Below are 23,427 nucleotides of genomic sequence, written 5' to 3' on the forward strand. Positions count from 1 at the left end.
CGAAGTACAACATGGTCATTGCCGGGGAGATATTGGTATTCCGGTGACTTTCAGCGAGTGGCTGGACTCTTATTTTGCTGCAAGGGCATCGCGATGGCTGCGAACAAAGTCGTGCGAGGCAAGGATATGAGCCTGCTGGTCGGCCAATAGCTGCCGAATGGGCAGTGGAAGCTCCTGATTCAGAGCGTCTGCATAAATTTTTTTCGTTTCGTCTTCGCTGCTTTCGGCGGTTTCAAGCAGGCCATGGTCGCCGCTGCCGAGCTTTGCCTTCAGATCGCCCCAGACGCGCTGCAGCGTTCCAACCGCAGTTCCAGTCTCCTTAATGTCGTGGACACCATGTTGGTGCAGCGCCTCTTCGAGGTCACCGCGAAAGCTGGCTCGCTTGAGCGACTCGGCAAGAAAGTAACGCTTGAGCGACTCGACCTTTAGATGTTCACCGATGTCGGCAAAGCCCTTCTGGCTGTCCTGAAGACTGTTGATAACTGAGAGCAGAACGCGCTCCATCTCGTGCTGCTTGCCTGAATCGCTTGACATAATATCCTCGGAAATCAGGTTATGAATCGAATCCGGATGTCGGTTAAGGCAGGGTCCGCCGGCTGTTTGCGATTCTCCTTTACCGGCGGCAAACAGGAGAAATCGCGAAAATCCCGTTCCCCTGCCCACCGTTTACTAAGGTCCGCCGGATGCTGCACCCGGCGGCGAGTATGCAGGAGTAGATGCATGGATCGGCTTGTGGGTTTGCATCCAGATACCCCGGGGGTAAGGTTTTCCAATTTTGTTCGCCGTTTTGGGATAATCGGAGATGCTCTGGTGGTTCACGGCCTTGCAGACCGCCCGGTGTGCGAGACGCTGCGCCGGTGCAGGAGAGGTCGCGCGTAACCACTGATGAAGACTCTGAGACTAGTTTCTACTCCGACCCGCAACCGGCGGCTCAACGAGATTATCGGGCTGACCGTTCTGGTTGGTGCCGCGCTGCTTCTGCTCGCGCTGGCGACCTATACCCCCTCCGACCCTTCGTTCAATACTGTCGGCGCCTATGTTACCGGCCGCCCCGCGCATAACTGGACTGGAATCATCGGCGCCTATGTGGCAGATGCTCTGCTCCAGGTCATCGGCGTCGCCGCGTTCTTTCTGCCACTGGTGCTGGGTCGATTGGGCCTGTGCTGGATGTGGTCACGTCCGGCAGGCTCTCCACTGGCAAAGAGCATCGGCTTGGGACTTTGGATAGTCTTTGGCCCGGCAGCGATTGCATTGTTGCCCGGACACATCCTCTGGCGTCAAACACTGCATATCGAGGGAGTCAGCGGGCGTCTGCTGGCCGATTCGATGGTGCAGTATCTCAACCTTCCGGGTGCATGTATTGTGGTTGCACTGATGGTGGCGCTCTCGCTCTACCTCACCACAACATTCACCTTCAATACGGCGCGTGAGTGGAGTCTGATTCACTTCTCCTTTGCGCAGTCCATGTGGGAGCGATGGGCACGCTGGCGGAGCAACCGGAAGACTGCAAGCATCGCTGCAGCGAAGGAGTCCTACGGCAACAAGCGCGAGCAAGCCGAGTTGAAAGCGCAGCGCGCCCGCGAACAGGCCGAGCGCAGGAGCAATCGCGCGGAGAGCAACACCCTGTTGGGCAGCTTGTTCCGCTGGTGGGGAAAGAAGCGAACAGAGCCAATCTCTGTCGATCCCCCACAAGAGGGTGTACCCGAGCCAACTTCCATGTGGCAGGCGATGCCACGAACGTTTGTGGATGCGCCGCCCGTAACTCCATTTAGTACCGCTGCAGCCGCGGCTGCTCCATATGCGGATGCGCTCGCAAAGGCTGCTGCACCGGGTCATGCCCTGGATGATGCCTCAAACTTCGAGGACCACAACGAGGAAGCACCTCGGCCTACTCCGATTCGCGCAGTCAAGCGAGCAGAAGAACCGAAGGCTACATCATTTACGCCAATTCCAGCCGCTCCTATCCCTGCCGCAGTTCATGCGGGAGTCGAGGATGATATTTCCTTTGGCAAGCGTGCCGATGCGGACATCAAAACCGTAACCATCGTTCCCAAGAGCGTACGAGGCTACAAGCTACCGCCCTCTTCCCTGCTGCATCGCAGCGAGGAGCAAGCCGCCGTGCGTGAAGATGCTCTGCGCGAAGAGGCGCGCGTGTTGGTCGAGAAGTCTGCCGAATTCGGCGTCAATGGGCAGGTCACGCAGATCAATCCGGGGCCCGTGGTCACTACGTTTGAATTTCGACCAGAGGCCGGCGTTAAGGTTGCCCGCATCACCGGGCTGGCCGACGACCTCTGCCTCGCCATGGCCGCCGAATCAATTCTGATTGAGCGAATGGCAGGCAAGAGCACGGTTGGCATTCAGGTGCCGAACAGCGAGCGTGAGACCATCTGGCTGCGCGATGTCGTCGAGTGCGAGAGCTTCGCACAATCGAAGAGCAGGCTTTCGATTGCACTGGGCAAGGACATCAACGGTCGTATCGTAACCGCTGACTTGGCTTCCATGCCGCACGTGCTCATCGCCGGATCGACTGGATCGGGTAAGTCCGTAGCCATCAACGCGATGATTATGAGCGTGCTCTTCAAGAACACTCCCGAGCAGGTGAGGATGATCCTCGTCGATCCGAAGCGCGTTGAGCTTGGCATGTACGAGGGCATTCCTCACTTATTCACGCCGATCATCACCGAGGCAAAGCTAGCCGCAAATGCACTGCGAAACGCCGTGCGCGAGATGGAGCGGCGGCTGAAGCTGCTCGCTGCCAACCACGTTCGCAACATCGACCAGTTCAACAAGCTCTTCGACCATGGCAGCGACTACCTGTTCGAGGACGTGAATCAGGAGCCGCTGCCCTACATCATCATCATCATCGACGAACTGGCCGACCTGATGATGCTCGACCGCTCAAACGTAGAAGAATCCATCACGCGACTGGCCCAAATGGCGCGCGCCGTCGGCATCCACCTCATTCTCGCCACACAGCGTCCTTCGGTCGATGTCATCACCGGCTTAATCAAAGCCAACGTGCCCACCCGCATGAGCTTCCGCCTGGCGACTAAGGTAGACTCGAGAACCATCATCGACTCGAACGGTGCCGAAAGTCTGCTGGGGCGAGGCGACATGCTTTACCTGCCACCGGGAACAAGCCGCGTGCAGCGTGTTCACGCGCCATTTGTCACAGAAAAAGAGATCTCCGCCGTAACCTCGTTCTGGAAGGCGCAGGGCGAGGCTGAATATGTGCACGGCTTCCTCGAAGGGCCGAAAGATGAAGCTGGTAGAGACATCGATGGCGACTCCGACAGCGAAAACGACGACCCCATGTATGACGATGCCGTGCGGCTGGTCTTCGAGTTTGGCAAGGCCAGCACCTCCCTGCTGCAACGCCGCCTACGCATCGGCTATGGCCGCGCTGCCCACCTGATCGACCTGATGCACAGCGATGGCCTGGTTGGACCCGCGGATGGATCGAAGCCAAGGGAGATTTTAAAGTCGCCCGACTGGATCAGAGAAGTCGATGAGGCGATTCGATAAGAATCAGCCGCGTTACCGATGGACCTTTCGGGCCGAGTGTAAGGCGACGACAGCAAGAACGCAAATGACCGCAAGTAGCGCTATCCAGAGCAGATCAGGATAGCGCTCTGTGAGAGGGCGTGTGTCCGGTCGTGGACGGTAGGTGGGATTGGACTGCTCAGGGCCAAGCTGCGCTGAGTTCGCATGCGCAACCGCAGAGAAAAGACGAGCATAATCGTATTCCGGTGCATCCAGTCCGGCGTCCCCATAGAAGAGGGTTACGTCCTGCGCCGTCGGCGCGGAGAAACAAAGCTTGCGCTGACGCATTTCAAGCCGAATGGCGGCAATGGGAAGCGGAATGTCGTCGCCGTTGTCGACAGCAACCTCCACCGTCGCCGGCCCCTGTAAATTAGCGCCGAGAATCGCAGGGATGCTCAGTTGTTGCTGACGGATCTCTCGACCCGCCTGTGTGAGATGTATACGGAGGATGGTCCCGTCAATGGTCTCCGCCGCAGACTTCGGCGTGCCCGCCTGTCGATCGGAGATGTGTACATCGCGGCTGAAGTTTCCCTTGAAGCCCGGAGCAAGAACAAAGCTTACCTGCTCAACAGGGACTCGCTCGCGCAGGGAAAACTCAGCAACGCTCTGGCGTCCTTGTTGTGCGATAGTCGTAGTCTGGTCAGCGATGGTGTAAAGAGACTGCGCCTCGCGGCTGGGAGGAACAGTGACGCCTCTGACCATCGCTGGAGTTACGGTAAAATCGCGAGCGCCAGGCGCGGAAGTAACAGTAAGAACAACATGCAGATAGTGGAAGCTGGATTCCTGGAGGTGGAGCGTCGTGCTATGGGAGAGGTGCTGCGAAGTCAGGTCGAAGAGCGTGAACTCGCCAAGTTGCGTAGCCGTGGAAGAGTGAAGCGTATCGAATCCAGTAACAGTCGCGGTAGCAAGATAATCCTGACCCGCAAGATCGAGATCGACGTCTGTATAGGGGCGATCCGTCATCTCGATATCGAAGACAATGCTGTGTCCACGCGTGCCGAGGTTTAAGATGCGCGCCGCTGCGCTATCGACCTGCACGGGTTCGCTGAGCGTGATGGCATACGGCAACTCCTGCTCGTTTTGATAGAGGCGAACATCTTTAAGAGATGGAGCCGCGTGCGGAAACATCTGCGCGTCAATCACGGCGCATGTCTGCCCAGCTCCGGCTGGAAGTGCAATCGACCGTTCGTAACGCGAATACTGCCGCACATCGGGCGATAACTTTGGCGCCACCCCCGCGGCCTGCCAGAAGATTAGGAGCGCCAGCAGCGCTGACTTCATCGTTCCGCTCCTTTGTCACTCGACTCGGCGTCTCGTAAGGACAGCCAGTCTTTCTGGTATGCAAAGCTGACAGCCATGAGCAGCGCTCCAAGGCCAAGGAAGCTGACGACGCGATAGCCCTGACTGAGGTTACGCATGTCATAAAGAAAAGTCTTGACAATAGTAAAGACAATCAGAATCAACGCCTGCCAGCGAATGAAGGCGCTACGTCTCCAGAAACCGACAGCCAGCAGCACCGCCCCATAGATCATAAGAAAGGATGAGACAGCGAGCGCCTTCTGCAACTCAGCTTCGGAATGAGCTACGGTCTGGCCCCAGATCGTGTCCAGCTCACGAACACACGCAACAATCGAGACGAGATTAAGTGCAATGATGGAAGCCCCTGCAATGTGCAGCCAGCGAGGCTTCCCCTCGTTAGCGTGACGCGCATGAAGAGAGATCCATGCCGAGCAGCCCAGAACCGCGATTCCAAAGAGCACCGTGGCAAAGCGGCCATTGAGAAAAGCTTCGGAGACTGGCTTGGCGAACCATATGGGCTGCAGCATGAGACCACCGAATCCCAGAGCAAGCGCGGCCACCGCAAGCGACCGAAGAATGCGATGCGCGCTCGCCGAAGCTTCATCTGCCGTTGCAGTCTCAAGCCGCGCAGAGACCCACAGCAAAGCTACAGCCTCTGCAAACCAACCTATGGTAATCCAGCGACCACTCGCCTTCAATGGAATGGCGATGGTAAGAAACACAATTGCCAAAGACAGATGAATAGCCGAGGCAATACTCGTCTGCGACAGTTGCAGCAGTCCAAGATAGACAACGGCAAAGAGCACCATCAGCCACGGCAGCAGGCTATGATGACCTGCATCCTGCAAAAGCGAGTAGAGTGCAAGCGACGCAAAGATGGCGTTGGCCAGAGGAAGAAAGATCTCAGTGATGCGAAACGCACTCTGCTTCGTCACTCCGGCAGGCTGCTCGCTCTCGCTCCAGCTAATAGGAACCGATGCAAACACCCCAAAGAAGAGGAAGACGAAGAGAGCTGTTGGTACGAGCGACGCGGCAGAATTGAACGCAATATACCAGCCGATGAAGTAGGCGACCGTGGCTGGAAACGTTCCCAGCAGCAGTCTCGGCCAAAGCTTAAGCCGAAGAAGAACGATCACAGCCACATCGATAGCAAGAATATAGCTAAAGAGGAACAGCTCGTGATTGCCCCCGGTAGAGAGCAGCAACGGCGTTGCCATGCCTCCGGCCAGAGCATAGGCTGCAAGGATTTCGCTATCCTGCGACCACGCCATGAAGGCGTTCCACGCTGTAACCAGAACCATCGCAGCAAGAGCCGCCGAAGCCGGCAACTGATGGTAAAGCTGAAATGCTGCCCATAGCGAAAGATAAAGCGCGCCACTGCCAATCGCCTTGAGCGCCCACGAAAATGCCTTGAATCCCTGCCCACGAAACCGCTCCGACCATACGATCAGACCAACACCGGCAATAAGCCCCACAAGGATGCGGCCCAGAGGACCAATCCAGTGGTTGTCCATCGCGAGCTTGAGAAACCATGTCGCGCCAATGAGCAGAGCGACAATCCCAATACGACTGAAGAGTTGCGAGCCGATGCGGTTCTCGAGAGATGCACGCGAAGTATTCGCAGCCTCCACGTGGGCTGCTACCAAAGGCGGTGGCGGAGCTTTGGCCACTGGAGTCTTTGCAGGCGCGCCCTCGCGCAACTGGGCAATCTCGCGCTCCAATACCTTTACCCGCTCCGACAGAGACGCCAACTCATTGGCAAAGCGATCTTCACTATCCTGCTGCGCGGATTCTGCCTCTTGTCCCATTGGCAATACTTTACCGTCATTACGGCAGGGTTTGGCAGTTGAATCTCTCAATTTGATACTCTTTGCCCTGATGAAGAATGAAACTGGGCCGCTGCGAATTCTGGTTGTGGATGACGATGCGCTGAGCCGCGAGGTGCTTGCGCTTCTGCTCGATCACGCCGGATATGTGGTCGGCACAGCGGACTCCGGCGATGCGGCAGTACGCCATCTCAGCTCGATGACCGCCCCCCTGCCCCATGTCGTGCTGGCCGACGTACAAATGCCTGGCACCACCGGAAGTGCCTTAGCCCGCGCATTGCGCGATTGCTGCGGAATACACTCGACACTACTGGCCATGAGCGGAAGCCGGCCCGACGCCGATATCATTCGCGCGTTCGATGGATTGTTGCTCAAGCCCTTCACCATGGAAGAGCTGGCTGCTGCCATTGCGGCTACGAACCGGCAGGACAACGTTATCGATGATGTAAGCCGTCGAAATCTAACCCCTCTGAATGAACCCACTTATGAGAAGCTCGCGGCTTCGATGCGGCCAGATCGCTTGCAGCAGCTCTACGATTTGTGCCTCACGGATGTGCAAGAGCGGATCACACGCATGCTACAACTTGCATCTAATAAAGACGATGCGTCCTTCCGAAAGGAGGCTCATGCCATCAAGGGCGGTGCTGGCCTGGTTGGAGCAGTCGAGCTACAGAGACTGGCCGAAGCTCTGGAAGATGATGGTATTCAAGCTAATCATGTAGCTTCTCTTAATGAATTGATGATTTGCTGTGGCCGTCTACATCGTATTCTGATGGCGCGAAAGAACATGTAGGAAATTTGCACTGCATAATGAGGAGAACGACCCTATGAACGACGCAGTGAAATCAGCCGCTAACCCCGCAGTCGCAGCGACACCAATCCGCATTGTCGTCGCGGACGATCATCCCGTAGTACGCATCGGCGTCAAAAACATGCTGGAAGATGAACTCGGCTTCGAAGTGGTGGGGCAGGCCGAAGACGGCGACGACGCCATTACGCAGACGCTCGAGTTGGAGCCGGACATTCTTCTGCTCGACCTGCAGATGCCGCGCCTTCCCGGCCTCGAGGCGATGCGGGCCATCATGAGCAAGTCCCCTCGGGTCAAGATCATCATGTTGACGAGCACCATCTCGACTCAGCAGGTCATCGAAGCCCTGCAGATCGGCGCGCGTGGCATTGTGCTGAAGGATGCCGTCGCCAGCGATCTTGCAACATCATTGCGGGCGGTGCTCTCAGGCGATTACTGGATCGGTGGCGAGCGCGTCGCCAACCTGCTGACCGCTTTGAATGAGCTGATGAACAAGGCAGCCGCTGTACCTGAGCGGAAGACGTACGGCTTGACCCCGCGCGAGCTGGAGGTCACCACATGCATCGTCGAAGGATGCAGCAACAAAGACGTCGCAAAACAATTTGCGATTAGCGAAGAGACGGTAAAGCGTCATCTCTCGAATATCTTCGACAAGACTGGCGTCTCAACTCGGCTGGAACTTGCGTTGTTCGCCATCGCCCATAAGCTGGTCATCCTCAACGCCTGAGGTCGCATCAAGCTTAATCACTCTTCAGTAAGATGAAAGACATGAGCGACGGTGCAGCTTCAGATAAGGTTGATTTACTGGTAGTAGGTGCCGGGCCCACTGGCTTGGCCTGCGCCATCGAGGCGCAGCGCGCTGGGTTCTCCGCGATGCTGGTGGATAAGGGCTGCCTCTGCAACTCTCTCTTTCACTACCCCGCGCACATGACGTTCTTCACGACGCCGGAGTTACTGGAGATCGGCGACATGCCCTTTTCCAGCCCGAATCAGAAGCCGAATCGCAACGAGGCACTGGAGTACTACCGCAAGGTTGCGGAGCACTATCGCCTCGACGTCCGCCAGTACCAAACCGTAGACAGGGTCGAGGGTAGCGATGGTGACTTCACAGTTCACATCACAGACCGCTTTGGCCGCACTCTGACACACCGGGCACGCAAGCTGGCTATCTCGACCGGCTACTACGATCTGCCCAATTATCTTGATATCCCCGGCGAAGAACTGCACAAGGTCCGCCACTACTATCACGAACCCCATCCTTTTTACGGCCTGGATGTCGTCGTCATCGGCGGCAAGAACTCGGCAGCCATTGCAGCGCTTGATCTCTGGCGGCATGGGGCCAGGGTAACGCTCGTCCATCGCGGCGCACAGATGCACCGCCACGTAAAGTATTGGATTCTGCCCGACATCAACAACCGCATCAAAAATGGAGAGATCACAGCGTACTTCAACAGTACTGTGGCCAATATCTCCGAAGACGATGTGACCCTCCAAACACCGGAGGGCAATGTGACGCTGCCGAATCACTTCGTCTTTGCTCTCACCGGCTACCACCCCGACTTTGACTTCATCGAGCGGCTGGGGGTGCATCTCGACGAGACCAACGATCGCTGCCCCATATGCGATCCGGCTACGCTCGAAAGCAATGTGCCCGGAATTTATCTTGCCGGTGTCATCGTCGCCGGAGAACGCACCAACGAGATCTTCATCGAGAATGGACGATTTCACGGAAAGCTCATCGCTGAGGACCTGCGCGCAAAACGAGTCGGCACGTTGGCATAAGCGATTGCGTTGATGCATCGAGGGGGGCTTCCCCTTCAAATGCCGCTACAGATAGATGTTGCGGCGTAAAATGAATATTATGTCGCGAGGATGGGAGAGTAAATCTGTGGAAGAACAACAATCACAAGCCGCTGCTCCGCCGCCGGATCCCGCAAAGGCCAGCGCTGAAAACGCCGAGCGTAAACGCAAACGGCAGGCGCTGGAGCTACAGCGGGAGCGCGTTCTGTCGGAACGGACATCCAATCCGCACCGGCGGTCCGCACTGGAACTCGCCCTGGCCGATATCGAAGAGAAGCTCTCCGAGCTCGGCTGGACGATCCATATGTAGTGGCGCTAGCTGTGACGATGTTAACTATGGCGATGAAAGACCGTTGAGTTTGCCTGGTCGATGCTCGTCATCAGGATGTTGTGAATGTTGACGTGTGCCGGACGACTGGCGGCCCAGACGATGGCGTCTGCCACATCCTCGGGTTGCAAGGGCGTAATGTTCTGGTAGACCTTCTCCGCTCGCTGCTCGTCTCCGCGAAACCGCACCGAACTGAACTCCGTCTCCACCATGCCCGGGTCTACCGAGGTAACGCGCACAGGGGTTCCCATCAGGTCAATCTTCAGTCCCTGGCTGATAGCCTTCTCCGCTGCCTTGGTCGCGCAATAGACGGCACCGTTGGCATAAGTAATGTATCCCGCTGTCGATCCAAGATTGATGACATGCCCACGTTCACGTGAGACCATCCCCGGCACAATAGCGCGGGTGACGTAGAGCAGACCCTTGATATTGGTATCGATCATCTCTTCCCAATTTTGCGGATCGTCCTCTTGCAGCTTGGTCAAACCGCGGCTCAGTCCAGCATTATTGACCAGCACATCAATCTCCTGCCATTCGGAGGAAAGCTCCCTAAGAGCCTTCTCGACGGCTGAGCGCTTCTGAACGTCGAGGGCAAAAACATGCACCTCCGGCGCTCCCGCTTCAACCAGTGCTTGCCTGAAGTCTTCCAGTCGCTCCAAACGCCGCGCACACAGCAAAAGTCTGGCGCCCTCGCGGGCAAAAGCCAATGCTGTTGCTCTACCGATTCCCGAGCTTGCCCCTGTAACGAAGACGGTCTTTCCCTTTAAGGATTTCATAGCTTTCTTATAGCAAAAAGCGAGGTGCCGCGTTGAACGGCACCTCGCTAACATTAGTCGATCAACGTCCTATTGCGGATTAGAAGTTCCAGTCTCATTAGGAGAGGCTGCTGGCACAGGTTGGGCAGTCGCCTCAGGACTGGACTCCTTGACGCCAATGGCATCGCCAGAGACGACAAGCTGTACGCGGCGATTTTGCGCACGCCCCTTTGCGGTGCTGTTATCCGCAACCGGATTGCTCTTGCCATAGCCGGTAGACGTAATGTTGTCCGGCTGGACGCCTTGAGCGATAAGAAACGACTTGACGGCATCGGCACGGTTCTCCGAAAGCTTTTGGTTCATCATGTCGCTGCCAACGCTGTCGGTGTAGCCTTCCACCTGCAGTTTCAGTCCCGGATACGCCTGAAGAATTCCTGAGACCTTAGCAAGACTGATCTGGGTCGTCGGCTTCAGAGTGTATTTGCCAGTGTCGAAGAGCACATCGGACATATTGACGATCAAGCCGCGCGCAGTCTCGCTGGTGGCAAGCACGCTGTTCAACTGGCTGCGTAGCCGCTCCCTCACGGCGTTTGCATTCTCGGCGTTCTTATTGGCCTCTGCCGCGCGAGCACGCGCCTCGGCAGCTTCGGCATCAGCACGCGCCTTCGCAGCCTGGGCACGCTCCGCATCGAGTTGGGCCTGCTGTGCCTGTAATTGAGACTGCTGTGCTGCCATCTGTGATTGTTGCGCGGCACGCTGCGCATTCAATTGACGCTCTTCATCTTTTTTGCGCAGAGTTACCAGACGAGCATCTTCGGAGCGCTGCACAGCCTGGCGCGCAAAGGTGATCTCCATCTTACGATCGCCCTTTTTATTGCTTTGAATATCGGCTGCATTCTGAAGATCCTGCTTTGCCTCGTTCAAGATGTCAGTGGCGTACCTGTCCGCACCATTCGCCTGGGCAATACGCACGGCGTTATAGGCCTGATACAGCTCCAGAGGAGCCTTCTCGTCACGAGTAATCGGGTTGTCATTCGTTTTGGAGCCGTCCGTCGGCGCATAGAAGCCGCGTGGCAGAAGGGCGTAGTGCGCATTGACCTTCTCTAAAACGCCGTTCGTCTTATCCTGAATGATGTCGTTTTGCAGCACAACCACATCGCTGGGTACGGTAACAGCAAAGTAAGGCTCGGCGGTAACGATCATTCCAAACGACTGAAGAGGAGTCGTCACATGGATATTGTTTTTTGTGCCGGCCGGCAATACCTCTCCAAGATTCGTTGCGCGGCCGTCAGGCGTAATCGCCCAGAGAACATAGGTCAGATACCCGGCGCCAAAGCCGTTGGCAGGAGTAAGGCCCTTGAAGTTGGCGTCGATGGTGATGCGACCACGTTCACTCTGAACCTTGGCCTCCCCTTTGGCATTGGGAAGGAGCGAAGTTCCTCTGAAGCCGATCTTTGTGCTGCCGCTGCGATGCAGATAATTGACGGCATCCAAATCGCGATGCACGACCTTGACCTGGTAGAAATAGATCCCGTTTTTCTTGGTAATCGTGGTCGAGTCCTGCGTGGGGCTGGTCGTCTCAGTCGTTGTCGTCGTTCTGGTCGTCTGGGCAAAGGCAGTGGGCATGACAGACAACGTGACACCGGCAAATAAAAACGCGGACAAGGCCCGCGTGGAAAAGCTTTCTATCGTTCGGTTCATGATCTCTCCTGGCGTTCTGGAATGTCCTGTCGGAGACGTGAAAGAAGGCATTCTCTCCTTGCTTTTCGATGCCCGACGTCAGGGAAAGGTAGTCCTATGAACGCAGAACTGCCCCATTTTCTTCGATCTAGCAGAAAATGGGGCAGTTTGAGAGAACTAAGCCGAGTGTTGCTGTGTAGCACCGGAACGGTGCACGAAGTGGTAAGGAGGCCATGGGCCGGAAAGCTGCATACGGCACTCCTTCAACTGCACCGAGGCCGAAGAGTACTTGTTTTGATAACGCTCTACCGTCTTGTTATCGATGAGATGGGCGATATCCAAAAGCATCTTGCCCGAGTCCATACGCTTGCAGGTAATCTCTTCGGCAATGGGAAGGAACATACGATGCATCTGGACGGAGAGAGCTCGGGCCTTGGACTGGCGCTCCCGCTGGCGGCTGGCGCTCTCGCGCAGACTCGTGAGGTACTGCTGGCCGACCGTCATGTCACGCGCAGAATTACCGGGGCAGGTGTCGTCGACGAGAACCTTGAGGTGCATCTCGGCTTTGCCGCGAAGACGTTCAACATTAGCCTGGAAATGGCGTTGATTGGAGCGAACGGAGCGACGAAGCGCATCGTCATCCTGAAAGGTGGTACCGAAGCGGAAAGGCAGAACGGTTGAGAGCTTGAAGCAGTCCGCGATCACGCGGGCATGGTCTTTTGCAGCTTGCTGGTCGAGCCGCGCATGGTCTTCGGCGCTATGCTCGGAGACGATGACAGCTAAATCACTGGCGGGAAACAAGAATGCCTGATTACCGAAGAGGCCTGAGACTCCGGTAAGGGGCATTGGACGACGGTGCCGGCAAAGTTCCGGGAACGACTGCCGTTCTGCGATGCAATAGGCGTACCATGCCATGTCTTTTACCTTCCTTTTGCACACTGAGGGGTCTAACTGCCCCATCAGGAAGTTGGGTTATGGAACTCATACTGATTCAAAAGTTTGTTTGAACAGTCTCTGCATTTCGAACGCTTTCGCTTCAGACCAGATGCGCGATTAGCGACCTCGACTGAATGCGAAACGGATAGTATGCCTATTGGAAGACGATTGGCAAGAATTTCTTAATCTTTTAGCTAACCTATTGAATCTAAATAAGACAAACTCGTGCAATTTTGCAGCAAGACATGAAGTTTTTTCTTACTCGTCCTTTTGTCCACGTTTACAAAGACATAGGCTCCAGTGCGAATTTTTAAATAAGTTCAATATATTCAATTATTTACCAGAATTTTTCTTATCCCACTCTGCATTTCGAATGAGAATTCGCACTGAAATCACTCTTTCTAAAGGAGTAGTTTCGTAAGCGCTGCCACTGCTTTTGAAAAAATCCGAAGCAGAAATTCTGCTTTACTACTGCGAATTTTCTCTCTCCGATAACTGGTAAAGACAGGCAACCGCGCATGGAGTCCAGAGAAATTTTTAGCTTGAACGACGCTCTGAATCCTCAGGATTGGGCGGCGTCTGATCGCGCCACGAGGGAGGATCCGCCGTCGTCTTGGGCTTCGGCAGATTATCTTCCGGGCTGGAAATCCCTACCATACGCAACATCTTTCCAATGACACGAACAACTGGATTCATAGCATCCCTCCCTGGGCTTGAGGCCTACGTTATTTTAAAGAAATGAGCACATCCAACAATTTCACTTGCAGGGTCCAGCGAATCTGGAGTTTAGGCGTTCTCTGCCTGGTCACAAGCATCATCGCCCACAGCGGCGTTGCCGTGGCGCAGGACAAGGCAGCTCCAAAGTCCGACGTGATTATGTTTACCAATGGCGACCAGTTGACTGGAACCATCGAACGCGGCGTGGGCGACAGTATCGTCTTCAAAAGCGATACAGCCGGCGAAATTACAGTTCCTCTGAGCAAGATCAAGGAGTTGCGCTCCCATGGCAACTTTGTCGTCATCCAGAAAAATGAGAAGTCCACAAAGGTCACTCGACATCCGGGCGCGCTCACCTATCAGGACAGCACCGTAACCATCGAGAGCCCATCAGGCACTCCCGAGACGATACCGACGAAGAATCTGGCCTACATCATCGACCAGACGACCTACGACAAGGAAGTGGCACACAATCCGGGCTTCCTGCATGGATGGAATGGCTCCATCTCCGGCGGAGCGACGCTGATCCGCTCGACGCAGACGGGAACCAGTTTTAACGCTGGCATAGCCTTGATTAGAGCGATCCCTACGGTGACTTACCTGCCGCCCAAGACACGTACCACCTTCAACCTGCTCGAGAGCTACGGCAAGTTGACCCAGCCGGTGATTCCGCAGACCACGCCACCGACGCCTCCTTCCGAGGCCAAGACCAGCATCTTCCACACCGATGCCGAACATGACATCTATTTCAATCCCCGCTTCTACGCTTTGGGCGAGCTCTCCTTTGACCACAACTTCGCCCAGGGCCTGAATCTGCAACAGATCTATGGCGGCGGTTTTGGCTGGACTCCTCTCAAAACCCCGGTGCAGCAGCTTGATCTGAAGGCAGACGTTCATTACGAGATGCAAACCTTCATTCAGCCGAACCCGATTACCGTAGACAATCCGCGCGTACCCGATCAGAACCTGATCGGATCGACGTTTGGCGAGGCCTATCACCGCAACCTGCCTGGCAAGGTCGTCTTTACCGAGAGCGCCAGCATTCTACCGGCGTTCAATAATCCGGATGCCTATTCGGCAATCGCAGCAGCCGGACTTGCTCTTCCCACCTACAAGCGAATCAGCCTTGGGCTAAATGCCACGGACAACTACCTCAACATGCCGGCGGCTGGCTACAAGAAGAACAGCTTCCAGTTCATCACCTCCATCGTCTACACGTTGAAATAAGAAAAAGCAGACAATTTCAGGCATAAAGAAAACAGGCGGTCTCGGCCATACTCGGCCACGACCGCCTGTTTTCTTTAACTCTTTCCGCTTCGTTCCTATTGCGTCAGAATTTGCGTCACCGGCAGCGGCAACTCTGTGTTCGCGCTCTTCAAAAGAAGGCTAACCTGCCACATTTGCGTATCGGTCAGAACGTGGTTAAAGGCGGGCATACCGGTAAGGCGGATGCCATTGGCGACCTTCCAGTAGGTCTCGCCTGCTGAATCATCGCTGACACCGACCACGCCGGACTTTCCATGCGCCTTCCAGAGCTGAGGTGCCCGGGGATACATATAGCGTGCATAATCTACGTCGTGGCCGGGAACGCCATGGCAGCTTGCGCACTGGGCACGATAAACATGTGCTCCGGCCTCGAATACATCTTCGCTGGTACCGAAGGGCGGCGTTTTAACCTCGCGGTCGATCCGGGCGTTCATGGGCATTCGAACAATCTGCTTCTCATAGGGGAACGGCGCGTCAGCTACGGCGACGGGAAGCGGCCCAAAGTGAAGGTAAAGAAACAGACCGGCTGCCACCGCGCCAATACCGATCAGAAAGCCTAAAAAGATCTTGCCAAAGCCGCCACTGCCGCTTTTTTTTGCCATCGGATGCACTCCTTCGCCGGTAGCCGCCCCGGAAACGGCGGCGGATGTTCTAATAAGGGATGGCCGCGGCTGGGATTGCCAGCAGCGCGCTCCAAGATTCAACAATAGCAAAGCGCAGCTTGTGCGGGAGTAACAGTTGATGTTCGGTTTGAAGTTGAAGGAAAAGTGTGTAGCGGTTACGTTGCTGGCGGGACTGATCGTCAGCGGAGCAGGCACCATGCAAGCGCAGTCGATGCGGCGGACACGGCGCGAAACCAACGCCAACCGCCAGGCGAGAATCGCGCGCATCGTCAAGGACACCTACAGCCATAAATGGGAAGTGGGCGGCGGCGGCGGCTATCTGCGCTATCGTTCAGGCGAGGGCCTGCAGCGCAACAACGAAGTCACCTTCTGGCTGAGCGGGACACGCTACTTCAATCCGAAGTTCGGCGTCGAGGCTGACGTCCGCGGCGCGTTCGGCAATGCGAAGATCGGCACCAACGACTACCTGAAGTTCAACCCGCAGATCTCACAGTACGCCTTTATGGCTGGTCCGTCCTATCGCTTCTACGCGAAACAGAAGATTGCAGCGAGCGTATTTGGCGTAGGCGGCGCAGGCGTAGGCAAGTTCGACACTGGCTCGAAGGGAATCCCCTCCTCCCTGCTGGGAACCTGGCCTTCCGAAACCCGGGCTGCCTTCTCCGTCGGGCTCAATCTCGACTACAACATCTATCCCAACCTGGCACTCCGGGTTACACCGACCTACCTGGGAACGACCTTTGGAGGAACCGTGCAGAATAACGCCGGCTTCAACATCGGGCTTCTCTATCGCTTTGGAAGAAACTAGATCACTTTAGCTTTCGTAACGCGCAGCTTTATCGCGCGGCGTAGCGGAGAGACCCCTGTATTTGTCTTTCTTTCAGCGCAGAAAGTTCAATAGACGGAACCACAGCAGTCAGAGTTTTCTGGCGTGTGGTTCCGTCATGCTTTTGGGGTCCAGAATCTCCGCGATCTGCTCTTCGGTAAGCAGATTCTTCTCACGCGCCAACGCTACGATACTCCGTCCCGTAGCGACCGATTCCTTTACCAGCGCCGCAGCTTTTGCATAGCCGATATAGGGATTCAGCGCAGTGGCCAATGCAATCGTGCTGCCCGCATAGTGAGCGCAGCGGTCCCGGTTCGCAATGATGCCGCGGATGCAACGATGGTCCAGCTCGCGCAACGCATTGGTCAAAATCGCGACCGATTGCAGCGTATTGTGCGCCATCGTAGGCATCATCACATTAAGCTCTAGCTGCCCCGCCTGGACTGCGAGCGCCGTGGCAGTATCGTTGCCAATAACCTGAAAAGCCACCATCGCAGTCAGCTCCGCCAGAACGGGATTCACCTTGCCCGGCATAATGCTCGAGCCAGGCTGCAGGCTGGGAAGATGAATCTCATCAAAGCCCGTATTTGGCCCGCTAGACAGCAGACGCAGGTCATTCGAGATTCGAATGAGCTCGAGCGCAAGGCTGCGCAGCGCAGCGGAGACATCAGCCATCACAGCATTCGACTGCATGGCATAGCGGAGGTCTTCGGTAGAAGTTAGCTCAAAACCGGAGATGCGGCCGAGGCCCTCAATGACGCGCTGACGATAGTCGGGATGAGTGTTGAGCCCCGTCCCGACGGCAGAGCCGCCAAGGCCAAGCTCGCGAAGTGACGCCGCGGTCCGGGCTATGTGCTGGTGGCACTTTTGAATCGCCACAGCATAAGCGGCAAACTCCTGGCCGAGCGTAATAGGCACAGCGTCCTGCATATGAGTCCGCCCAGCCTTCAAAACGTCTTTGAACTCTCGACCTTTGTCCGCGAGACTGGCTGCAAGCTCGTTCAGCACAGGATAGAGCTCTTCGAGCGCCAGCAAAGTTGCGAGGCGCATCGCGGTGGGAAAGACGTCGTTGGTGGACTGTCCGTAATTAACGTGATCGTTAGGATGGATTTTTTTGTAGGTGCCGAGCGGTTCACCAAGAATCTGTCCAGCACGGTTGGCGATGACCTCGTTGGCGTTCATATGCAGGCTGACTCCGGCCCCGGCCTGAAAGACGTCTACGACGAAGTGCTCATGGTGCTGGCCATCGATGATCTCTTTCGCCGCCTGCCGGATCGCGCTTCCCTGCTCCGGTGTGATAAGGCCAAGGGACTGGTTGGCCTCAGCAGCAGCATGCTTAATCATCGCAAGCGCGAGGATAAGGAAGGAACTAGCCTTAAGCCCGCTAATGGGAAAATTGGCGATGGCCCGCGCGGTCTGCGCTCCATAAAACGCCTCCGCAGATACCTCGACAGGGCCTAACGAGTCGGTTTCGGTGCGAGTATCGGACATGATCTTCCTCAACATTCCCTGAATATAAGATGCCGCGATCTCTAACGGCGCGCCGCAGGGACAACAGCATGTCAGACATCCTAGAATCAATGCTGAGAGATCAATATGGCAATCATCAAGCAGGACGATCTAATTCAGAGCGTGGCGGACGCTCTGCAGTACATCAGCTACTACCATCCGGTGGATTACATCACCAATCTGGCACAAGCCTATGAGATGGAAGAGAGCCACGCAGCCAAAGATGCGATCGCACAAATTCTTATCAACTCGCGCATGTGCGCCGAGGGTCATCGCCCCATCTGCCAGGACACCGGCATTGTCACCATCTTTCTAAAAGTAGGCATGGAAGTCATCTGGCAGGGACCGAACGGTGGACCTACCACATTGGACCTGCAACAGATGTGCGACGCGGGCGTGCGTAAGGCTTATCTCGACCCCGACAATAAGCTGCGCGGCAGCATCCTCGCCGACCCGGCATTCACACGCAAGAACACGAAGGACAACACACCGTCGGTCGTCGAGGTCTCGCTGGTTAAAGGCGGCGACGTAGACGTCATCGTCGCAGCCAAGGGCGGAGGCTCCGAGGCAAAGTCGAAGTTCGTTATGCTAAATCCTTCAGACTCGATTGTTGACTGGGTGCTGAAGACGGTGCCAACCATGGGCGCGGGATGGTGTCCACCGGGGATGCTCGGCATCGGCATCGGCGGCACAGCAGAGAAAGCGATGCTGCTGGCGAAGCAGTCGCTGATGGACCCCATTGACATGCAGGAGCTAAAGGCGCGCGGGCCAAAGAACAAGATCGAAGAGCTGCGCATCGAACTCTACGACAAGGTCAACCGGCTCGGCATCGGAGCGCAGGGGCTGGGCGGGCTAACGACAGTGCTCGATATCAAGATTCTGGATTATCCGACGCACGCGGCCAACCTCCCCGTAGCGATGATTCCCAACTGCGCCGCGACGCGCCATGCCCACTTTCATCTCGATGGCAGCGGCCCTGTGATGCTCGAGCCGCCACCGCTCGATGCGTGGCCAAAGCTGACCTACGACGTCAGCACCGCCCGCCGCGTGGACCTGAACACCGTGACCCGCGAAGAGGTCAAGGCGTGGAAGCCGGGTGAGGTTATCCTTCTCAACGGCAAGCTACTTACTGGGCGCGATGCCGCACATAAGCGCATGACCGACATGCTCAACCGCGGCGAAAAGCTGCCCGTCGACTTCACCAACCGCTTCATCTACTACGTCGGCCCAGTGGATGCCGTGCGTGAAGAGGCTGTAGGACCCGCCGGCCCCACGACCGCGACGCGCATGGACAAGTTCACCCGGCAGATGCTCGAATCCACCGGCCTGCTGGGTATGGTTGGCAAAGCCGAACGCGGCCCAGCCGCCATTGAAGCGATCCGCGACAACGAAGCGGTCTACCTGATGGCCGTCGGCGGCGCAGCGTACCTCGTCTCAAAAGCGATCAAGAGTTCCCGCGTGCTCGCCTTCGAGGACCTCGGCATGGAAGCGATCTACGAGTTCGATGTCAAAGACATGCCGGTAACCGTGGCCGTAGATTCACAAGGAACAAGCGTCCACAACACAGGGCCTGCGGAATGGTCACGACGGATCGCAGGAGTTCCGATCCTGCAATGAATTTGAACTTGGCTTAGATCACAGACACTAAGAAATTCGTGAAGGGTGCTCCGCTGGCGGGGCGCTCTTCTTTTTGCGGCTCAAGACGAAGCTGCGGCGATTCCGCCGTTTATCGCTGGCATGGTCGATCTTCTTCCAGAAGCCCACAAAGTAATCCACCGCAGAGATGATCGAAACGATCACCATCCAGTAGATCGCCGTCACTGCGATGAAGTGAACGCCGACGATAAATCCGCCCCAGTTCCAGTAGTCCCAGCGATGCGCCAGAATAGCGGCGACAACGGAGACGATCTGAATGACAGTCTTGAGCTTGCCAATCTCACTGGCCTCAATGGTGAAGCCCTCCGTGGCGGCAATAGAGCGAAGCCCGGAGACAAGAAATTCTCGCCCTATAACCAGAACGGCGATCCACGGCGGAACAACCCGCGGATTATAGGCGACCAGAATGATGAAGGCCGCGCTGACCATGAGCTTATCGGCCAAAGGATCGAGCAACATTCCCATCGTCGTGATCTGCTGGCGCCGCCGGGCAAGATAACCGTCGAGCCCATCGGTAATGCTCGCCAGAATAAAGACGATAGACGCAATAACTTCCTGCTCGCCCCCGCGCAGGCCCACGGCTCCATGCCCGCCTGTCCATGGAAAAGCAGGCGAAAGTATCCAGATGAGAAGGGGCACGCATGCAACGCGGCTCATCGTGATGGAGTTGGGCAGATTCATATGCTGACGATCCAGGACGGCGTGGGAGGGCGCACCACCCAATGATAGTAATTCTGCCACATCGGTGATAGCGGCCGCATAAACGCTGCCCGGGCTTCTTCTCTGAAGACGACTCTCGCACGAAAATTGTTGCCCTTTTCACCGATTTTTCCCCTGAATCCGCCGCCACCTCGGCACTAAATCTTCTGCATGCAACACGCGCTCTCGATTTCGGCTCGAGATGCCGATAAAGAGACCGTCCGTCACGACGGCTCAAAGAGTGCTCCAAATGTCGATTCAAAGTCTCGCCCTCAAGACAGCCACCCTGATCGCTCTGATATCCGTGGCACTCCCGGCGCCGACACAACAGCTTTCGACAAACCAGACCGTGAAAGACGGAGATAAGCCTGTTGCAACATTACAGACGGCGACCGTCCCTACCACCATCGTCCTGACAATTTCTTCTGCATCTCCCCTCTCCTATGGCGAGGACGTTGGCGGTTATGCGCTCGTCAACTCCAGCGATGGAACTGCCTTATCAGGGACGGTGACGTTTTACGACGGAGCTACAAATATCTGCACGATCCCCGTGACGCAGACAACAAGCTGTCCGGCCAGCGCGGGAACAGGATTCGTAACTGGAACTCATATGCTGACGGCAGTGTATTCCGGTGACGCAACCCATCAAGGATCGACCTCGAATGGTGTGCCAGTCGTGGTTTTGCCCGATGTAACCACTCTGAGCCTGGCCAGCTCTGCCAATCCAGCAGGCTATGGAGGCGCCGTGACATTTACCGCTACGGCGCAGGGAGACCATGCAACGCCTACCGGGCAGATCGAGTTTCTCGATGGAGGAAATCTCATTGCAACCGCAACGCTGAGCCCGGGCGGCGTTGCGTCCATCGCAGAGTCGGCATTGACGCTGGGAACTCACCCGATCACCGTCAGATACGCAGCAACGCAAAACTTCGGAGCCGCAGAGAGCGCCGTTCTTAACGAGGTAGTTCAAGCCTCTTCGGCGATGGCAACGTCGACAACGCTGGCCTCGAGTGCGAACCCCGCGTCCGCCGGGCAGAGCATCACCTTTACCGCGAATGTTGTGACCGTGGGACAGACGCTTGCGCCTTCAGGAACAGTCACATTTCTGGATGGAAGTTCAGTCCTGGGAATGGCGCCTTTGAATGGCGTCGGACTGGCTACTTTGACTACTTCTTCCCTCGCACCCGGCAGTCATACGATATCGGCCAACTATGCTGGCTCTGGGGCTACCGCTGCAAGTTCCTCCGCTCCATTGACAGAGACAGTGAGCGGCACATCGACATTAAGCCCCGCTCCATTTACATTGACCGTTGCAGGAACGCCGAACGTCATTGCAGGAGAAGGCGTGAACCTTGTGATTACCGTAGCTCCGCGAGCCGGCACCATTCAGCCGGTGCAGCTCACTTGCGATGGGCTTCCGGCGGAATCTGCATGCACCTTCGGTACGGCAACGCTTCCAGCGAACGGCGGCACCACCACCCTCCAGATCAGCACCATGTCTCCGCATAGCTGCGCCTCGGATACACCATACTCACAGAACGCAGGAATACCTCTCGGCGCACCCGTACTTGCCGGTTTCTTTATCCTGTTTCTTCCACGTCGTGGGCGCAGGTCGATGAAAAATCTCCTAATGGTCCTGATAGCGACCTGCGGCATCGCTACGCTCATGGGCTGCGGAAACTGCAGCGATCTGGGAACGCGTCCCGGCGACTATACCGTCCAGGTTGTCGGTACCTCCACCGGAGCGATCACCAGCAAAGTGATCACGAAGATCGCGCTGCACGTAACCGTCCCATAGCTCCTACGCATACATACCGCGTTGCTTGGTCGTGTAAGCCACACGATCGATCGCCAGCATATAGGCTGCGATGCGGTTGTTGACGTTATGGGCCTTCGCATAGGCAAGCACGTCATGGAAGCTGTCGGCCATGATCCGGTCGAGCCGCTGGTTCACCTCGGTCTCGGTCCAGAAATAGCCCATCCGGTCCTGCACCCACTCGAAGTAGCTGGTCGTCACTCCACCGGCGTTGGCGAGGATATCGGGAACCACGAAGATCCGTTTGTCAGCGAGTATCTCATCGGCAAGCGTCGTGGTCGGCCCATTGGCCCCCTCGCAGAGAATGCGGCAGCGCAGCTTGTCTGTATTGCGGCTGGTGATGACATTCTCTGTCGCCGCAGGGATCAGAATCTCGCACGCATAGGTCAGCAGCTCTTCCTTATCCACCGCCTCAGCCTCAGCGAAACCATTGATCGTACCTGCCTGTTGGCGGTGCTCAACCAGTGCGGCGATATCGATTCCATTCGCGTTGTACAACCCGCCATCGTATTCGGCGATGCCGATGATCTTGTAGCCCTTCGCCGCAAGAATGGCCGCCGCATTGGAGCCGACGTTGCCAAATCCCTGCACGATCACCCGGCAGCCCTCAACCGACATGCCCAGATGTTTCAACGCCTCATCACACACAACCGAGATACCGCGCCCCGTAGCCTCGCGCCGCCCCCGCGAGCCGCCGATGTTGACCGGCTTGCCCGTCACCACAGCGGTGCAGGTCTGCCGCGTGTGCATGGAGTAGGTATCCATAATCCATGCCATCGTCTGCTCGTTAGTGCCCATATCGGGTGCGGGAACATCCTTCTCCGGCCCGATGAACTCCATCAGTTCGGCGGTGTAGCGCCGAGTCATCCGCTCCAGTTCGCCCTGCGACATCTTTCTGGGGTCGCAAATGATGCCGCCCTTTGCCCCGCCAAACGGAATATTGACGACAGCACACTTCCAGGTCATCCAACTGGCCAGTGCGCGCACCTCGTCGAGCGAGACGTTCGGTGCATAGCGCACACCGCCCTTACCGGGGCCGCGCGCAATCGAGTGCTGAACACGGTAGCCGGTGAAGACCTCGATCGATCCGTCGTCCATGCCTACAGGGATGTAAACCGTAATCTCGCGCACCGGCGAGCGCAGGACCTTCATGATCCCGTCATCAAGATTGAGCTTTGTAGCGGCAATATCGAATCGAGCGGCTTGCGCCTCCCACGGGTTGGTCTCCTGCTCGATAGTAAGCGTCTGCATGGCCGTAATCCTCTCCTTGGCTGGCAATCTCAGCGTTACTCCAGCCAAACCCCGAGGAGTATAGGCTCGGTCGCTGAAGTTGCGCAATCCAA

At 56.6% G+C, this 23,427-nt stretch carries 20 protein-coding genes; 9 read left to right on the forward strand and 11 right to left on the reverse strand.

Translation table 11 applies throughout. The features are described 5' to 3' along the window. Window positions 1-69: 69 nt before the first annotated feature. Window positions 70-534: a PA2169 family four-helix-bundle protein gene (locus IEW09_RS11360; RefSeq protein WP_188554230.1), complete on the reverse strand. Its 465-nt coding sequence runs from the start codon at window positions 532-534 to the stop codon at window positions 70-72. A 351-nt stretch (window positions 535-885) separates the two neighbouring features. Between IEW09_RS11360 and IEW09_RS11365 the strand changes: the two genes are divergently transcribed. Further along, the gene (locus tag IEW09_RS11365; protein ID WP_188554231.1) at window positions 886-3,525 is read left to right on the forward strand and encodes a DNA translocase FtsK; all 2,640 of its coding nucleotides are present in this window, start codon (window positions 886-888) and stop codon (window positions 3,523-3,525) included. A 12-nt stretch (window positions 3,526-3,537) separates the two neighbouring features. Here the strand turns inward: IEW09_RS11365 and IEW09_RS11370 are convergent, their stop codons facing one another. Beyond that, window positions 3,538-4,824, reverse strand: a complete 1,287-nt coding sequence (locus IEW09_RS11370) for a DUF3999 family protein (RefSeq protein WP_188554232.1) — start codon at window positions 4,822-4,824, stop codon at window positions 3,538-3,540. Beyond that, window positions 4,821-6,650, reverse strand: coding sequence for a DUF2339 domain-containing protein (locus IEW09_RS11375; RefSeq protein ID WP_188554233.1), 1,830 nt, complete (start codon window positions 6,648-6,650; stop codon window positions 4,821-4,823). Before IEW09_RS11375 ends, IEW09_RS11370 begins: the two co-directional genes overlap by 4 nt. Before the next feature lie 70 nt (window positions 6,651-6,720). Between IEW09_RS11375 and IEW09_RS11380 the strand changes: the two genes are divergently transcribed. The 4 genes from IEW09_RS11380 (at window position 6,721) to IEW09_RS11395 (ending at window position 9,586) form a co-directional block, all read left to right on the forward strand. After that, entirely contained in the window at window positions 6,721-7,461 is a 741-nt protein-coding gene (locus tag IEW09_RS11380) for a response regulator (protein ID WP_188554234.1), read from the forward strand. Window positions 7,462-7,495: 34 nt separating this feature from the next. Further along, window positions 7,496-8,203 carry a response regulator transcription factor gene (locus IEW09_RS11385; protein WP_188554235.1) on the forward strand — a complete coding sequence of 236 codons (708 nt, stop codon included), beginning with the start codon at window positions 7,496-7,498 and terminating at the stop codon, window positions 8,201-8,203. A gap of 41 nt (window positions 8,204-8,244) precedes the next feature. After that, window positions 8,245-9,258 carry a YpdA family putative bacillithiol disulfide reductase gene (locus tag IEW09_RS11390; protein ID WP_188554236.1) on the forward strand — a complete coding sequence of 338 codons (1,014 nt, stop codon included), beginning with the start codon at window positions 8,245-8,247 and terminating at the stop codon, window positions 9,256-9,258. A gap of 79 nt (window positions 9,259-9,337) precedes the next feature. Then, a complete protein-coding gene (locus IEW09_RS11395) occupies window positions 9,338-9,586 on the forward strand; it encodes a hypothetical protein (RefSeq protein WP_229739250.1) in 249 nt (82 codons plus the stop codon). A gap of 20 nt (window positions 9,587-9,606) precedes the next feature. Here IEW09_RS11395 and IEW09_RS11400 read toward each other — a convergent pair whose 3' ends face one another. The 4 genes from IEW09_RS11400 to IEW09_RS11415 all read right to left on the reverse strand — a co-directional run bounded on the left by IEW09_RS11400 (window position 9,607) and on the right by IEW09_RS11415 (window position 13,671). After that, window positions 9,607-10,380: an SDR family NAD(P)-dependent oxidoreductase gene (locus IEW09_RS11400; protein WP_188554237.1), complete on the reverse strand. Its 774-nt coding sequence runs from the start codon at window positions 10,378-10,380 to the stop codon at window positions 9,607-9,609. A 69-nt stretch (window positions 10,381-10,449) separates the two neighbouring features. Further along, window positions 10,450-12,060 carry an OmpA family protein gene (locus IEW09_RS11405; protein WP_188554238.1) on the reverse strand — a complete coding sequence of 537 codons (1,611 nt, stop codon included), beginning with the start codon at window positions 12,058-12,060 and terminating at the stop codon, window positions 10,450-10,452. Between the two features lie 156 nt (window positions 12,061-12,216). Continuing rightward, entirely contained in the window at window positions 12,217-12,954 is a 738-nt protein-coding gene (locus IEW09_RS11410) for a GvpL/GvpF family gas vesicle protein (RefSeq protein WP_188554239.1), read from the reverse strand. A 558-nt stretch (window positions 12,955-13,512) separates the two neighbouring features. Continuing rightward, window positions 13,513-13,671: a hypothetical protein gene (locus IEW09_RS11415; protein ID WP_188554240.1), complete on the reverse strand. Its 159-nt coding sequence runs from the start codon at window positions 13,669-13,671 to the stop codon at window positions 13,513-13,515. A 42-nt stretch (window positions 13,672-13,713) separates the two neighbouring features. Here IEW09_RS11415 and IEW09_RS11420 point away from each other — a divergent pair, with 42 nt between their 5' ends. Beyond that, the gene (locus tag IEW09_RS11420; protein ID WP_188554241.1) at window positions 13,714-14,919 is read left to right on the forward strand and encodes a DUF481 domain-containing protein; all 1,206 of its coding nucleotides are present in this window, start codon (window positions 13,714-13,716) and stop codon (window positions 14,917-14,919) included. Between the two features lie 95 nt (window positions 14,920-15,014). Here IEW09_RS11420 and IEW09_RS11425 read toward each other — a convergent pair whose 3' ends face one another. After that, a complete protein-coding gene (locus IEW09_RS11425) occupies window positions 15,015-15,560 on the reverse strand; it encodes a c-type cytochrome (protein WP_188554242.1) in 546 nt (181 codons plus the stop codon). 139 nt (window positions 15,561-15,699) lie between these two features. Here IEW09_RS11425 and IEW09_RS11430 point away from each other — a divergent pair, with 139 nt between their 5' ends. Beyond that, the gene (locus IEW09_RS11430; protein WP_188554243.1) at window positions 15,700-16,386 is read left to right on the forward strand and encodes an outer membrane beta-barrel protein; all 687 of its coding nucleotides are present in this window, start codon (window positions 15,700-15,702) and stop codon (window positions 16,384-16,386) included. A gap of 108 nt (window positions 16,387-16,494) precedes the next feature. Here the strand turns inward: IEW09_RS11430 and IEW09_RS11435 are convergent, their stop codons facing one another. Beyond that, complete coding sequence (locus IEW09_RS11435) at window positions 16,495-17,895, reverse strand: aspartate ammonia-lyase (protein ID WP_188554244.1); 1,401 nt, start codon at window positions 17,893-17,895, stop codon at window positions 16,495-16,497. 105 nt (window positions 17,896-18,000) lie between these two features. Between IEW09_RS11435 and IEW09_RS11440 the strand changes: the two genes are divergently transcribed. After that, entirely contained in the window at window positions 18,001-19,530 is a 1,530-nt protein-coding gene (locus IEW09_RS11440; RefSeq protein WP_188554245.1) for a fumarate hydratase, read from the forward strand. A 27-nt stretch (window positions 19,531-19,557) separates the two neighbouring features. On the opposite strand, the gene pgsA is transcribed toward IEW09_RS11440, so the two are convergent. Further along, a complete protein-coding gene (gene pgsA, locus IEW09_RS11445) occupies window positions 19,558-20,250 on the reverse strand; it encodes a CDP-diacylglycerol--glycerol-3-phosphate 3-phosphatidyltransferase (RefSeq protein ID WP_188554246.1) in 693 nt (230 codons plus the stop codon). Between the two features lie 268 nt (window positions 20,251-20,518). Between pgsA and IEW09_RS11450 the strand changes: the two genes are divergently transcribed. After that, window positions 20,519-22,066: an Ig-like domain-containing protein gene (locus IEW09_RS11450; protein ID WP_188554247.1), complete on the forward strand. Its 1,548-nt coding sequence runs from the start codon at window positions 20,519-20,521 to the stop codon at window positions 22,064-22,066. Window positions 22,067-22,069: 3 nt separating this feature from the next. Here the strand turns inward: IEW09_RS11450 and IEW09_RS11455 are convergent, their stop codons facing one another. Further along, window positions 22,070-23,335, reverse strand: coding sequence for a Glu/Leu/Phe/Val family dehydrogenase (locus IEW09_RS11455; protein WP_188554248.1), 1,266 nt, complete (start codon window positions 23,333-23,335; stop codon window positions 22,070-22,072). Window positions 23,336-23,427: the final 92 nt, after the last annotated feature.

Origin of the sequence: Edaphobacter dinghuensis (assembly GCF_014640335.1) — a bacterium.
In the GTDB taxonomy this organism is placed as follows: domain Bacteria; phylum Acidobacteriota; class Terriglobia; order Terriglobales; family Acidobacteriaceae; genus Edaphobacter; species Edaphobacter dinghuensis.

Coding starts and splice junctions, on each gene's coding strand:
- IEW09_RS11450 (WP_188554247.1), top strand. CDS start 20,519: ATGTCGATTCAAAGTCTCGCCCTCAAGACAGCCACCCTGATCGCTCTG.
- IEW09_RS11405 (WP_188554238.1), bottom strand. CDS start 12,060: ATGAACCGAACGATAGAAAGCTTTTCCACGCGGGCCTTGTCCGCGTTT.
- IEW09_RS11375 (WP_188554233.1), bottom strand. CDS start 6,650: ATGGGACAAGAGGCAGAATCCGCGCAGCAGGATAGTGAAGATCGCTTT.
- IEW09_RS11400 (WP_188554237.1), bottom strand. CDS start 10,380: ATGAAATCCTTAAAGGGAAAGACCGTCTTCGTTACAGGGGCAAGCTCG.
- IEW09_RS11435 (WP_188554244.1), bottom strand. CDS start 17,895: ATGTCCGATACTCGCACCGAAACCGACTCGTTAGGCCCTGTCGAGGTA.
- pgsA (WP_188554246.1), bottom strand. CDS start 20,250: ATGAATCTGCCCAACTCCATCACGATGAGCCGCGTTGCATGCGTGCCC.
- IEW09_RS11380 (WP_188554234.1), top strand. CDS start 6,721: ATGAAGAATGAAACTGGGCCGCTGCGAATTCTGGTTGTGGATGACGAT.
- IEW09_RS11410 (WP_188554239.1), bottom strand. CDS start 12,954: ATGGCATGGTACGCCTATTGCATCGCAGAACGGCAGTCGTTCCCGGAA.
- IEW09_RS11455 (WP_188554248.1), bottom strand. CDS start 23,335: ATGCAGACGCTTACTATCGAGCAGGAGACCAACCCGTGGGAGGCGCAA.
- IEW09_RS11390 (WP_188554236.1), top strand. CDS start 8,245: ATGAGCGACGGTGCAGCTTCAGATAAGGTTGATTTACTGGTAGTAGGT.
- IEW09_RS11385 (WP_188554235.1), top strand. CDS start 7,496: ATGAACGACGCAGTGAAATCAGCCGCTAACCCCGCAGTCGCAGCGACA.
- IEW09_RS11370 (WP_188554232.1), bottom strand. CDS start 4,824: ATGAAGTCAGCGCTGCTGGCGCTCCTAATCTTCTGGCAGGCCGCGGGG.
- IEW09_RS11420 (WP_188554241.1), top strand. CDS start 13,714: ATGAGCACATCCAACAATTTCACTTGCAGGGTCCAGCGAATCTGGAGT.
- IEW09_RS11360 (WP_188554230.1), bottom strand. CDS start 534: ATGTCAAGCGATTCAGGCAAGCAGCACGAGATGGAGCGCGTTCTGCTC.
- IEW09_RS11365 (WP_188554231.1), top strand. CDS start 886: ATGAAGACTCTGAGACTAGTTTCTACTCCGACCCGCAACCGGCGGCTC.
- IEW09_RS11425 (WP_188554242.1), bottom strand. CDS start 15,560: ATGGCAAAAAAAAGCGGCAGTGGCGGCTTTGGCAAGATCTTTTTAGGC.
- IEW09_RS11415 (WP_188554240.1), bottom strand. CDS start 13,671: ATGAATCCAGTTGTTCGTGTCATTGGAAAGATGTTGCGTATGGTAGGG.
- IEW09_RS11440 (WP_188554245.1), top strand. CDS start 18,001: ATGGCAATCATCAAGCAGGACGATCTAATTCAGAGCGTGGCGGACGCT.
- IEW09_RS11430 (WP_188554243.1), top strand. CDS start 15,700: ATGTTCGGTTTGAAGTTGAAGGAAAAGTGTGTAGCGGTTACGTTGCTG.
- IEW09_RS11395 (WP_229739250.1), top strand. CDS start 9,338: ATGTCGCGAGGATGGGAGAGTAAATCTGTGGAAGAACAACAATCACAA.